Source organism: Streptomyces sp. NPDC015346 (genome assembly GCF_043078785.1).
Taxonomy (GTDB): Bacteria; Actinomycetota; Actinomycetes; order Streptomycetales; family Streptomycetaceae; genus Streptomyces.
Genome location: NZ_JBIBTW010000002.1, coordinates 1,085,390 through 1,098,140, shown reverse-complemented (window position 1 = coordinate 1,098,140; position 12,751 = coordinate 1,085,390). Strand labels below are relative to the sequence as shown.

Here is a 12,751-nt window from a genome sequence, read left to right as displayed (position 1 = left end):
ACGCCCGGTTACATTCCGAACCCGGAAGCTAAGCCTTTCAGCGCCGATGGTACTGCAGGGGGGACCCTGTGGGAGAGTAGGACGCCGCCGAACAACCCGCCCTTTTAGCTCAGTCGGTAGAGCGTCTCCATGGTAAGGAGAAGGTCAACGGTTCGATTCCGTTAAAGGGCTCAGAAGAAAAGAGAAAGACCCCCACCAGTCGGTGGGGGTCTTTTTTGTTTCCAGGGAACGGAAAGCCCTGGAACCTCCCGCCGGGAAGCGGGTGGTCCAGGGCCGCTGGTCTCAGTCGCCGTGGTGGGGCTCGGGGAGGCGCATGGCCAGGATGGCCATGTCGTCGGAGGCGGGCTCCTGGGCGAAGCGTTCGACCGCGCGGAGGATGCGGGCGGCCACCGCGCCGGCCGTGAGGCCCGTACACGTCTTCAGGACTTCGGCGAGGCCGTCGTCGCCGAGCATGCGGCTGCCCTCACGGCGCTCCGTGACGCCGTCCGTGACGCACAGGAGGACGTCGCCCGGCTCGAGCGTGACGGTCTGCTCGTACAGCTCCAGGTCCTCCAGGACGCCGAGGAGCGGCTGCGGGTCGGCGGCAGGGACGACCGTGCCGTCCTGGCGAAGGCGGAGTGGCAGCGGATGGCCGGCGCAGACGACCTTGAGGACGGCCGAGCCGTCCTCCTGCGGCCACAGCTCGCCGTACAGCAGGGTGAGGAAGCGGCTGCGGGCGCCCTCGTCGAGGATCGCGGCGTTGAGGCGCTCCAGGACCGCCGGGCCGCCGAAGCCCTCACGGGCCAGGAGGCGCAGCGCGTGCCGGGCCAGGCCTGTGACGGCCGCGGCCTCCGGTCCCGTACCGCAGACGTCGCCGATGGCGAAACCGTAGGCGTTGTCGCGGATCGGGAAGAGGTCGTAGAAGTCGCCGCCCACTTCGTTGCCCTCGCCGGCCGCGCGGTAGATGACGTCCACCTCGACGCCCGGGATGTCGGGCAGGCCGGGGGGCAGCAGGCTGCGCTGGAGGGACTGGCTGATCGCCACGCGCTCGGAGTAGAGGCGGGCGTTGTCGAGGGCGAGGGCCGCCCGGCGGGAGAGGTCCTCGGCGAGCTCCAGGATCTCCTGGCGGAAGTGGTCGTCCGACGGCTTGCCGAGCGTCAGCATGCCGATGACCCGGTTGCGGGCGACGAGCGGCAGGACCACCGTCTCGCCGCCGACCGCGGCCGCGGTGGCGAGCGTCGAGTCGATACCGGAGGACAACGGACCGCTGCCGTGGTCCAGTTCGCGCATGGAGGTGGAGAGCGCCGCTCGGTGCGCGGCGTCCGCGGGGGCCGCCCAGACGCGGGCGCCCGGAGTGGGCACCGGGTCCGGCGGCGCGATGGAGGACAGCAGGGCCTTCAGGCCGTCGATGCGGTCCTCGTCCTCGTGCAGGACATAGGAGAGGTACGGGTCCGACGACTGGTCGGCGATCGTGTAGACCGCGCACCAGGTGGCCAGGGTGGGGACCGTCATCTGGGCCATCAGGGCCAGGGTCTGGTCGCGGTCCAGGGTGCCGGCCAGCAGGTCCGAGGCCTCCACCAGGAAGCTGAGGGAGCCTCGGCGCAGGCGCTCGAGCTCGCCGAGACGGGCCGACTCGACGGCGAGCGCGATGCGGTCGGCGGCGAACTGGAGGCGCAGCGCCTCCTCGTTGGAGTAGCGGTTCGGGCTCTCGGCGGCGACGCCGAGCGAGCCGGTGAGCCGGCCCTCGACCTTGAGGGGGACCGTGACGACCGAGCGCATGCCGGTGCCTTCGAGGAGCGGGGCCGCACCGGGGACGGCCGCCAGGTCCTCGTGGACGGCCGGCATCCGGGCGGAGCCGTAGCGGCTGGCGCCCGTCTCGACCGGGACGCGGGCGAAGCGCTGACGGGCGGAGGGAAGGCCCGTGGTGGCCCGTACCTCCAGCTCCGTCTCGTCGTCCGTGGCGAGCAGGAGGAAGGCGGAGTCGCCGTCGAGCATGTCGCGGGCGCGCTCCACCGTGCGCTGGAGGAGGCCGTCGAGGTCGTCGGGGGCGGGGGAGCCGATGAAGACCTCGAAGGGGTCCGCGGAGCGGCTCTCGGAGCCGGAGTCGGAGACCGGCTGGCGCTGCGGGGTCTGGAGGACCGCGCGCTCGTACTCCCGTACCAGGAGACAGACCGTGGAGGGCTCGCCCTCGGCGTCGCGGATGCGCAGGTGGGAGGCGTAGACGGGGATGACCCGGCCGTCGGCGCAGCGGATGCCGTAGCTGCCCTCCCAGCGGGAGAGCTGGAGGGCCTCGACGAGGCCGGTGCCGATGCCGGGGGTGTGCGGCCAGGCGGCGAGGTCGCCGAGGGGTTTGCCGGTGACCTGTTCCGCGCCGTACCCGAAGAGCTCCTCGGCGTCCTCGTTCCACGCGGTGATGGTGCCGCCGCGGTCGATCTGGGCGACGGCGACGCGGACGCGGCCGTCGCTGACGGGCAGGAGGGCGTCAGGGAGGACCGGACCGGCCGCGCGGGTGCCGATCGGTCGCTCGGGCAGGTCGAGCTGGAACCAGACGTGCTTCTGGGTCGGTGTGTAGTCGACGCCCCAGCGGGTGGCGAGGGCGGCGCACAGCAGCAGTCCCCGGCCGTTCTCCCGGTCGGGGTGGGCGAGCGTGCGGCCCCCCTGGACGGGGATCTCGCGCTCGGGATAGCGGTCGGCCACCTCGATGCGGATCCCGTCGTCGCTGCGCAGGCAGAGGACCTCCGCGGCGGTGCCGGCGTGGATCACGGCGTTCGTGACGAGTTCGCTGGTGAGGACGACGGCGTCGTCGACGACCTCGGCGTACCCCCAGCCCTGGAGGGTGTCCCGGACGAAGGCGCGGGCGGTCGCGACGGACCGCCCGACAGGGTCGAAAGTGGCAGCCGCCCGCGCGGTGATCACAGAACTCCTCGTACGCGTTTCGACGCCCGGCTCTGCCATGGTCGGTGTGCCCCTCCCGCTGCCCCGTGCTCGTCCTCGCGCCGCCCCGCCCCCGCCGGGCGGACCGGGGCGGTTGGACAGCCGGATGCCAGGTTACTTACCTTCGCTGTCCGGGCGGATGCCGGTCACCGCAGTTTCCGTCCCCCGAGGGTGGGGACGTTATGCGAAGCTGCCGAACTGTTATGGCCTGGTTCGGCTGCGATGAAACACTGGGCAGGCTTGTGGTGACGGCCCGAGCAGGACGCTCAACCCCTTCGGGAGGGACACGGTGGAGTCTGGCACGGCGGCGCGGCGCGGCAGCGGCAGCGGCACGCGGGCAAAGGGCGGACGGTCCCGGAGTGGTGGGACGGTGCAGGTGGACGCGGCGGCGATGGAGCGGTTGCTCGCCGCCCTGGTCTCGATGCGGGACGGGAACTTCCGTAAACGACTGACCGTGGCCGGCGACGGGGTGATGGCGGAGATCTCGGCCGTCTTCAACGAGGTCGCGGACCGGCAGATGCATCTGACCGGCGAACTCTCGCGGGTGCGCCGGGTGGTGGGGCGTGAGGGCAAGCTGTCGGAGCGTCTGGAGGCCGGCGCGGGGGAGGGTGCCTGGGCGGCGGCGATCGAGGCCGCGAACGCGCTCGTGGACGACATGACGCGGCCGGTCTCCGAGGTGGGGCGGGTCCTGTCGGCGGTGGCCGAGGGCGATCTGGACCAGCGGATGGACCTGCGTTCGGACGGTCCCGACGGGACCGCGAGGCCGCTGCGCGGGGAGTTCCTGAAGGTCGCCAGGACCGTGAACAATCTCGTCGATCAGCTGTCGGCGTTCACGGACGAGGTGACCCGGGTCGCGCTCGAGGTCGGTACGGAAGGAAAGCTGGGCGGTCAGGCGCAGGTGCGCGGTATGTCCGGTTCGTGGAAGGATCTCACGGATTCGGTCAACACCATGGCGTACCGGCTGACGGCTCAGGTACGTGACATTGCTCTCGTCACGACGGCGGTCGCCAACGGTGATCTGTCGCAGAAGGTCACCGCGCATGTCGACGGCGAGATGCTGGAGCTGAAGAACACCGTCAACACGATGGTGGACCAGCTCTCCTCGTTCTCCTCCGAGGTGACCCGGGTCGCGCGCGAGGTGGGTACCGAGGGCGAGCTGGGCGGTCAGGCCGAGGTGGCCGGTGTCGCGGGTGTGTGGAAGGACCTCACCGACTCCGTCAACACGATGGCGGGGAATCTGACCAATCAGGTGAGGGGTATCGCCGAGGTCACCACGGCGGTCGCCAACGGCGACCTGTCGCAGAAGGTCAGGGTGAGCGCGCGCGGTGAGGTCGCGCAGCTCGCGGACACCATCAACCAGATGACCGAGACGCTGCGGACGTTCGCCGACGAGGTGACCCGGGTCTCCGGCGAGGTCGGTGCGCAGGGTCTGCTCGGCGGTCAGGCGCAGGTGCCGGGCGCGGCCGGGACGTGGAAGGACCTGACGGACTCGGTCAACACCGTCTTCCGGAACATCACCACGCAGGTGCGGGACATCGCGCAGGTGACGACGGCGGTCGCCAACGGCGACCTGTCGCAGAAGGTCACCGTCGACGTGGCCGGCGAGATGCTGGAGCTGAAGAACACCGTCAACACGATGGTGGACCAGCTGTCCGCGTTCGGTTCCGAGGTCACCCGGGTCGCGCGTGAGGTCGGTGTCGAGGGTCTGCTCGGCGGTCAGGCCGAGGTGCCGGGCGCGGCGGGGAAGTGGAAGGACCTGACCGATTCGGTGAACACGGCGTTCCGCAACCTGACCGGTCAGGTGCGGGACATCGCGCAGGTGACGACGGCGGTCGCCAACGGCGATCTGTCGCAGAAGGTCACCGTCGACGTGGCCGGCGAGATGCTGGAGCTGAAGAACACCGTCAACACGATGGTGTCGCAGCTGTCGTCCTTCGCCGACCAGGTGACGCGGATGGCGCGGGACGTGGGCACCGAGGGCCGTCTCGGCGGTCAGGCCCGCGTCGACGGTGTCTCCGGTACGTGGAAGGAACTCACCGACTCCGTCAACTTCATGGCCGGCAACCTGACGTCCCAGGTGCGCCAGATCGCGCAGGTGACGACGGCCGTGGCGCGCGGTGACCTGTCGCAGAAGATCGACGTGGACGCGCGCGGCGAGATCCTGGAGCTGAAGAACACCATCAACACGATGGTCGACCAGCTGTCCGCCTTCGCGGAGCAGGTGACCCGGGTGGCCCGTGAGGTGGGTACGGACGGGCGGCTCGGGGGTCAGGCGCAGGTGCCGGGTGTCGCCGGTGTGTGGCGCGACCTGACCGACTCGGTGAACGGCATGGCCGGGAACCTCACCGCCCAGGTCCGTAACATCGCGCAGGTCGCCACCGCCGTGGCGCGCGGTGATCTGTCGCAGAAGATCGACGTGGACGCGCGCGGCGAGATCCTGGAGCTGAAGAACACCCTCAACACGATGGTCGACCAGCTCTCCAGCTTCGCGGAGCAGGTGACCCGGGTGGCCCGTGAGGTGGGTACGGAGGGCATCCTGGGCGGTCAGGCCGAGGTGCAGGGGGTCTCCGGCACCTGGAAGGACCTGACCCAGTCCGTGAACTTCATGGCGAACAACCTGACCAGTCAGGTGCGCAACATCGCCGAGGTCACCACGGCGGTCGCCAAGGGCGACCTGTCGAAGAAGATCACCGTCGACGCCAAGGGCGAGATCCTGGAGCTGGTGACGACCGTCAACACGATGGTCGACCAGCTGTCCAACTTCGCCGACGAGGTGACGCGAGTCGCCCGTGAGGTGGGTACGGAGGGCATCCTCGGCGGTCAGGCGCGGGTGCGCGGGGTCACGGGCATCTGGAAGGACCTGAGCGACAACGTCAACCTGATGGCCAACAACCTGACCAGTCAGGTGCGGAACATCTCCCGGGTCTCCTCGGCGGTCGCCAACGGCGACCTGACGAAGAAGGTGACGGTCGAGGCGCGCGGCGAGGTGGCCGAGCTCGCCGACACCGTCAACACGATGGTGACGACCCTGTCGTCGTTCGCCGACGAGGTGACGCGAGTCGCCCGTGAGGTGGGTACGGAAGGGGAGCTGGGCGGTCAGGCGCGGGTGCCGGGCGTCTCGGGCACCTGGAAGGACCTGACCGAGTCGGTGAACTCGATGGCGTCCAACCTGACGGGTCAGGTGCGTCAGATCGCGGCGGTCACGACCGCCATCGCCAAGGGCGACCTGACCAAGAAGATCGACATCGACGCGCGCGGTGAGATCCAGGAGCTGAAGAACACCATCAACACGATGGTCGACCAGCTCTCCTCCTTCGCCGAGGAGGTGACCCGGGTGGCCCGTGAGGTGGGTACGGAGGGCATCCTCGGCGGCCAGGCGCGGGTCCGGGACGTCGACGGCACCTGGCGGGACCTGACCGAGTCCGTGAACGAGATGGCCGGGAACCTGACGCGGCAGGTGCGCGCGATCGCGGCCGTGGCGACGGCGGTGACCCGCGGCGACCTGAACCTGAAGATCGACGGGGTGGACGCGGCCGGCGAGATCCAGGCGCTCCAGGACAACATCAACACCATGATCGCCAACCTGCGCGACACCACCCTCGCCAACGAGGAGCAGGACTGGCTCAAGGGCAACCTGGCCCGGATCTCCGGTCTGATGCAGGGCCGGCGGGATCTGGACGACGTCGCCTCGCTCATCATGAGCGAGCTGACGCCGGTCGTCTCGGCCCAGCACGGCGCCTTCTTCGTGGCGATGCCGACCGGCTCGGCGGGGGGCGGTACCGAACTGGGCGGGCAGCGGGAGGGCTCGTACGAGCTGCGGATGCGCGGGAGTTACGGATACTCCGCCGGTTCCATGCCGACCTCCTTCCGGCCCGGCGAGACGCTGATCGGGACCGCGGCCGAGGAGAAGCGGACCATCCAGGTCAACGTGCCGCCGGGCTATCTGAAGATCTCCTCCGGGCTCGGTGAGGCCGCGCCGGCGCATGTGATCGTGCTTCCGGTCCTCTTCGAGGGGAAGGTCCTCGGGGTGATCGAGCTGGCCTCCTTCCAGCCGTTCACCCAGATCCAGCGGGACTTCCTCAACCAGCTCGCCGAGCTGATCGCGACCACCGTCAACACCATCAGCGTCAACACCAAGACCGAGGTGCTGCTGAAGCAGTCGCAGGAGCTGACCGAGCAGCTGCGGGAGCGCTCGGCGGAGCTGGAGCACCGGCAGAAGGAGCTCCAGGGCTCGAACGCGGAGCTGGAGGAGAAGGCGGAGCTCCTGGCCCGCCAGAACCGGGACATCGAGGTGAAGAACACCGAGATCGAGGAGGCCCGGCAGGTCCTGGAGGAGCGTGCCGAACAGCTCGCGGTCTCCATGCGGTACAAGTCGGAGTTCCTGGCCAACATGTCGCACGAGCTGCGCACTCCGCTCAACTCGCTGCTGATCCTGGCCAAGCTGCTCGCCGACAACGCGGACGCCAACCTGTCGCCGAAGCAGGTGGAGTTCGCCGAGACCATCCACGGCGCCGGTTCGGACCTGCTCCAGCTGATCAACGACATCCTCGACCTGTCGAAGGTCGAGGCGGGGAAGATGGACGTCTCCCCGACCCGTATCGCGCTGGTGCAGCTCGTGGACTACGTGGAGGCGACCTTCCGGCCGCTGACCGCGGAGAAGGGGCTCGACTTCTCGGTCCGGGTCTCGCCCGAACTGCCCGCCACGCTCCACACCGACGAGCAGCGGCTGCTGCAGGTGCTGCGCAACCTGCTGTCCAACGCGGTGAAGTTCACCGACACGGGCGCGGTGGAGCTGGTGATCCGGCCGGCCGGGACGGACGTACCGCAGTCGATCCGGGAGCAGCTCCTGGAGGCCGGTTCGCTGCGCGACCCGGAGGCCGATCTGATCGCGTTCTCGGTGACGGACACCGGCATCGGCATCGCGGCGAGCAAGATGCGGGTGATCTTCGAGGCGTTCAAGCAGGCGGACGGGACGACCAGCCGCAAGTACGGCGGTACGGGCCTGGGTCTCTCGATCAGCCGGGAGATCGCGCGGCTGCTCGGCGGCGAGATCTACGCGGCGAGCGAGCCGGGCCGCGGCTCCACGTTCACCCTCTACCTGCCGTTGAGCCCCACCGAGCTGCCGCCGCAGGGGTACGGGCAGGGAGGGCCGGGGTCGATGGACCCGCAGTCGGGGACCTCGGGTGTGGAGGACGTCACGCTCGACGGGGTCGCGCACTTCTCGCCCGCGCCCATGACGGCCGACATGCGCTCCGGTGCGGGCGCCCTCTTCCGGCACCGGAGGAAGGCGGCCCAGTCCGGCCTGGACGGGCGGCCGGCGCTGCCGGGACAGCCAGGGCGGCAGGGCCAGACCGATCAGCAGGCGGCCGACGAGCGGATGGAGCCGGAGCCGCGCCGCACCTACTCCTTCGCAGGCGAGAAGGTGCTGATCGTCGACGACGACATCCGCAACGTCTTCGCGCTCACGAGCGTCCTGGAGCAGCACGGGCTGGCGGTGCTCTACGCGGAGAACGGCCGTGAGGGCATCGAAGTGCTGGAGCAGCACGACGATGTGACGGTCGTTCTGATGGACATCATGATGCCGGAGATGGACGGGTACGCGACGACGACGGCGATCCGGCGGATGCCGCAGTTCGCCGGGCTGCCGATCATCGCGCTGACGGCGAAGGCGATGAAGGGCGACCGGGAGAAGGCGATCGAGTCCGGCGCCTCCGACTACGTCACCAAGCCGGTCGATCCCGATCATCTGCTGTCGGTGATGGAGCAGTGGATGCGCGGAAACGGAAGCTGAGCTTGCTGACTGACTGTCGCCACGGGCGTGTGAGAGGCCGGTATGCGGGGAACCTTCTGGTCTCTCACCACGTTTCTGCTACGTGCACAGTGACATCGTGGTGACAGGGTGTGGCGACAGGCGGGGTGCGGCTACCATGACCGGCACAAGGACGGACGGCGCATGGGAGTCGTCTTCTGGGGCGGCGCCCGGTGCTTCCCCCGACTCGGCGAGTCGGGGAGAGCCGATGCCGGGGCGAGGAGGACGGGGCATGGTGCAGAAGGCCAAGATCCTCCTGGTCGATGACCGGCCGGAGAATCTGCTGGCGCTGGAGGCCATTCTCTCCGCGCTCGATCAGACACTGGTACGGGCATCGTCAGGGGAGGAAGCGCTCAAGGCGCTGCTGACCGACGATTTCGCGGTCATTCTTCTCGACGTCCAGATGCCCGGAATGGACGGGTTCGAGACGGCCGCGCACATCAAGCGGCGGGAGCGGACCCGGGACATCCCGATCATCTTCCTCACCGCCATCAACCACGGCCCCCACCACACCTTCCGGGGCTACGCGGCCGGCGCGGTCGACTACATCTCCAAGCCGTTCGACCCGTGGGTGCTGCGCGCCAAGGTCTCGGTCTTCGTCGAGCTGTACATGAAGAACTGCCAGCTGCGTGAGCAGGCCGCACTGCTCCGGCTCCAGCTGGAGGGCGGCGGACATGGCGGCCACGCCAAGGAGTCGGCGGGGCTGCTCGCCGAGCTCTCCGCCCGTCTCGCCGCCGTCGAGGAGCAGGCGGAGGCGCTCTCCAAGCAGCTCGACGACGACTCGGCCGACGCCGCGGCCGTGGCCACCGCCGCGCATCTGGAGCGCAAGCTCACCGGCCTGCGGCGGGCCCTCGACGCCCTGGAGCCCGGCGCCGGCGGTCCGGCCGCGCTCCCCTCGCAGAGCTGACGTGCCGTCAAGTATCGGCGCCCGCCGTGAGCGGGCGTCAGTTTCACGCCTCGGCAAGGACGACACGAACGGGTGAGGCAGGACGCGCACGTGTCCACCGCCGCTCACACCGGTAACCTCAGCATCATGGCCTCACGTACGTCCGGCAAGGGTTCCCACGGCACGGCGGGCACCGCGAAGCCGCGCGCCGGCCGTACGACCGGCGTCGCGAAGAAAGCGGCGCCCGCCAAGTCCGCCGCGAAGTCGCCCGCCAAGCCTCCCGCGAAGAGGACCACGGCCAAGAAGGCCGCTCCGGCCAAGCGCGCGCCCGCGAAGAGGACCGCGGCGAAGAAGGCCGCGCCCAGGCCCGCCCCGTCCCCGACGGGGGGCGTCTACCGGCTCGCCCGGGGACTCTGGCTCGGTCTCGCGCACGGCGTGGGGGCGATGTTCCGCGGGATAGGGCGGGGAGCCAAGGGCCTCGACCCCGCCCACCGCAAGGACGGCATGGCGCTGCTGCTGCTCGGCGTCGCGCTCGTCGTCGCCGCCGGAACCTGGTCCCACCTGCGCGGCCCGGTCGGCGACCTCGTCGAGATGCTGGTCACCGGCGCCTTCGGCCGCCTCGACCTGCTGGTGCCGCTGCTGGTCGGCGCGATCGGCATCCGGCTGATCCTCTATCCGGAGAAGCCCGAGGCCAACGGCCGGATCGTCATCGGTCTTTCCGCCCTCGTCATCGGCGTCCTTGGGCAGGTCCACATCGCCTGCGGCTCGCCCGGCCGGGACGCGGGCACCAAGGCGATGCAGGACGCCGGCGGGCTCATCGGCTGGGCCGCGTCCAAGCCGTTGATCTTCATGATGGGCGAGGTGCTCGCCGTACCGCTGCTCGTCCTGCTCACCGTCTTCGGCCTGCTCGTCGTCACCGCGACCCCCGTCAACGCCATCCCGCAGCGGCTGCGCGCGCTCGGGACCAGGCTCGGCCTCGTCGAGCCCGCGTACGACCCGGAGAGCGCGTACGACGACGTGGAGGAGTACGACGAAGGCTGGCGCTCCGCCGCGCCGCCGCCCGCCCGGGGCCGGCGCGGGGCGAGCGCTCCCTCGCAGCTGTACGACGTGGACCGGGTCGAGGAGGAGGCGCTCACCGCCCGGCGTGGACGCCCCCGCCGGCCCTCCGGCAAGCCCGCCCTCGACCGGCCCATGGACGCCGTGGACGTCGCGGCGGCGGCCGCCGCCGCCCTCGACGGGGCCGTGCTCAACGGCATGCCGCCCTCCCCGGTGGTCGCCGATCTGACCCGGGACGTCACCGCGGAGCGGGCCGCCGCGCGGGCCGCGGCCGCGGAGGCGGCGGAGGCCGCCGAGGGCGGGCGGGGCGGGGAGACGCGGGGTGGGGAGGCCTCCGTTGCCGCGCCGGTGCCGACGGCCCGTGGCGCCGAGCCCGGGCGCGTTCCCGGAGCCGTACCGGATCTGACCAAGCCCGCGCCCGAGCACACCGAGCTGCCGCCCCGCGCGGAGCAGCTGCAGCTCTCCGGCGACATCACCTACGCGCTGCCCTCGCTCGACCTGCTGGAGCGTGGCGGGCCCGGCAAGACGCGCAGCGCCGCCAACGACGCCGTGGTGGCGTCGCTCACCACCGTCTTCAGCGAGTTCAAGGTCGACGCGGCCGTCACCGGCTTCACCCGCGGGCCGACGGTCACGCGGTACGAGGTCGAACTCGGCCCCGCCGTGAAGGTCGAGAAGATCACGGCCCTGACCAAGAACATCGCCTACGCCGTCGCCTCCCCGGACGTCCGGATCATCTCGCCGATCCCGGGCAAGTCGGCCGTCGGCATCGAGATCCCGAACAGCGACCGCGAGATGGTCAACCTCGGCGACGTGCTGCGGCTCGCGGCCGCGGCGGAGGACGACCACCCGATGCTCGTCGCGCTCGGCAAGAACGTCGAGGGCGGCTACGAAATGGCCAACCTGGCGAAGATGCCGCACATCCTGGTCGCCGGAGCCACCGGTTCCGGAAAGTCCTCGTGCATCAACTGCCTCATCACCTCGGTGATGATAAGAGCCACCCCCGAGGACGTCCGGATGGTCCTGGTCGACCCCAAGCGGGTCGAGCTCACCGCGTACGAGGGCATCCCGCACCTGATCACCCCGATCATCACCAACCCCAAGCGGGCCGCCGAGGCCCTGCAGTGGGTGGTGCGCGAGATGGACCTGCGCTACGACGACCTGGCCGCCTTCGGCTTCCGGCACATCGACGACTTCAACCAGGCCATCCGCCAGGGCAAGGTCAAGCTCCCCGAGGGCAGCGAACGCGAGCTCCAGCCCTACCCGTACCTGCTGGTGATCGTGGACGAGCTGGCCGACCTGATGATGGTCGCGCCCCGGGACGTCGAGGACGCCATCGTCCGCATCACCCAGCTGGCGCGCGCCGCCGGCATCCACCTGGTGCTCGCCACGCAGCGGCCCTCCGTGGACGTCGTCACCGGCCTGATCAAGGCGAACGTGCCCTCGCGGCTCGCGTTTGCCACCTCCTCGCTCGCCGACAGCCGGGTCATCCTGGACCAGCCGGGCGCGGAGAAGCTCATCGGAAAGGGTGACGGTCTGTTCCTGCCGATGGGTGCGAACAAGCCGGTCCGTATGCAGGGCGCCTTCGTCACCGAGGCGGAGGTGGCGGCCGTCGTCCAGCACTGCAAGGACCAGATGGCGCCGGTCTTCCGCGACGACGTCACCGTCGGAACCAAGCAGAAGAAGGAGACCGACGAGGACATCGGCGACGACCTCGACCTGCTGTGCCAGGCGGCCGAGCTGGTCGTCTCCACCCAGTTCGGCTCCACGTCGATGCTCCAGCGCAAGCTGCGCGTCGGCTTCGCCAAGGCCGGGCGGCTCATGGACCTGATGGAGTCGCGGAACATCGTCGGCCCGAGCGAGGGGTCCAAGGCGCGGGACGTGCTCGTCAAGCCGGACGAACTGGACGGGGTACTGGCCGTCATCCGCGGGGAGTCGGCCGAGTAGGCGGGGGAAGTAGGTCAGGAGGAGTAATCGGGCGGCCGAAAACGAGACCTGGCCGAGACTCACTCGTAAGGGAACACAGGGCAACCGTTTCCCTTGGCCATACGTCAAGTTGGAGGGAGGGACAGAACGATGTCCCAGCCTCA

The 12,751-nt window shown here is 70.2% G+C and carries 4 protein-coding genes, 1 tRNA gene and 1 rRNA gene; 5 read left to right on the top strand and 1 reads right to left on the bottom strand.

Features of this window, described 5'->3' with window-relative positions; genetic code table 11:
- Together rrf and ACF06X_RS10840 are read left to right on the top strand one after the other, a co-directional pair.
- Nucleotides 1-93, top strand: a 5S ribosomal RNA gene (gene rrf / locus ACF06X_RS10845); the annotation flags it as partial.
- Between the two features lie 5 nt (nucleotides 94-98).
- Nucleotides 99-171: transfer RNA gene (locus tag ACF06X_RS10840), tRNA-Thr, on the top strand.
- Nucleotides 172-282: 111 nt separating this feature from the next.
- Here ACF06X_RS10840 and ACF06X_RS10835 read toward each other — a convergent pair.
- A complete protein-coding gene (locus ACF06X_RS10835) occupies nucleotides 283-2,934 on the bottom strand; it encodes a SpoIIE family protein phosphatase (protein WP_392286868.1) in 2,652 nt (883 codons plus the stop codon).
- Nucleotides 2,935-3,202: 268 nt separating this feature from the next.
- Here ACF06X_RS10835 and ACF06X_RS10830 point away from each other — a divergent pair, with 268 nt between their 5' ends.
- The 3 genes from ACF06X_RS10830 to ACF06X_RS10820 all read left to right on the top strand — a co-directional run bounded on the left by ACF06X_RS10830 (nucleotide 3,203) and on the right by ACF06X_RS10820 (nucleotide 12,608).
- Nucleotides 3,203-8,704, top strand: a complete 5,502-nt coding sequence (locus ACF06X_RS10830) for a HAMP domain-containing protein (RefSeq protein WP_392286867.1) — start codon at nucleotides 3,203-3,205, stop codon at nucleotides 8,702-8,704.
- 250 nt (nucleotides 8,705-8,954) lie between these two features.
- Nucleotides 8,955-9,629 carry a two-component system response regulator gene (locus ACF06X_RS10825; RefSeq protein WP_392286866.1) on the top strand — a complete coding sequence of 225 codons (675 nt, stop codon included), beginning with the start codon at nucleotides 8,955-8,957 and terminating at the stop codon, nucleotides 9,627-9,629.
- A 126-nt stretch (nucleotides 9,630-9,755) separates the two neighbouring features.
- On the top strand, nucleotides 9,756-12,608 hold the full coding sequence (locus tag ACF06X_RS10820) for a DNA translocase FtsK (RefSeq protein WP_392286865.1): 2,853 nt from the start codon (nucleotides 9,756-9,758) through the stop codon (nucleotides 12,606-12,608).
- Nucleotides 12,609-12,751: the final 143 nt, after the last annotated feature.

Bases quoted from the DNA above. Each gene is read 5' to 3' on its own strand.
- ACF06X_RS10835 (WP_392286868.1), bottom strand. From the start codon at position 2,934: ATGGCAGAGCCGGGCGTCGAAACGCGTACGAGGAGTTCTGTGATCACC.
- ACF06X_RS10825 (WP_392286866.1), top strand. From the start codon at position 8,955: ATGGTGCAGAAGGCCAAGATCCTCCTGGTCGATGACCGGCCGGAGAAT.
- ACF06X_RS10820 (WP_392286865.1), top strand. From the start codon at position 9,756: ATGGCCTCACGTACGTCCGGCAAGGGTTCCCACGGCACGGCGGGCACC.